Genomic DNA, 327 nt, shown 5'->3' with positions numbered 1-327 from the left:
GATGATGATTCGATACAGATCCATGTCTGTCACTCCAGCCTTCGACAGCTTGAAGTCCTCAAAGATCAACTGACGCATTGGTTGGCTCAGGGCTCGGCTGAAGCACCGCGACGTCCAAGCGAGAGTTTGGTGTTGACGCCGAGTTTGACTGAGCTAGAACCTTTTATTCGCAGTGTTTTTGCGCCGCCACCGCATGAGCGTGATGCTTTGCAAAAGGGTCACCAACTGAGTAAAGACAGTATTTATTTGCCAATTAAGCTGGCAGGAGTGACTCAACTCGATGCCTTAAATGCATGGCGAGCTGTGTTGGGACGGATGGTCTTGGTG

At 50.5% G+C, this 327-nt stretch carries 1 protein-coding gene; it reads left to right on the top strand.

Features of this window, described 5'->3' with window-relative positions:
• On the top strand, positions 1–327 hold a 327-nt coding region (locus ACG9ZB_RS16840; protein WP_419326808.1), incomplete at both ends, for a hypothetical protein.

This window comes from Acinetobacter johnsonii (genome assembly GCF_048551975.1).
GTDB classification, from domain to species: Bacteria; Pseudomonadota; Gammaproteobacteria; order Pseudomonadales; family Moraxellaceae; genus Acinetobacter; species Acinetobacter johnsonii_A.
The sequence above is the reverse complement of the archived record's forward strand: the minus strand, read 5'-3'. Positions and strand labels throughout refer to the sequence as shown.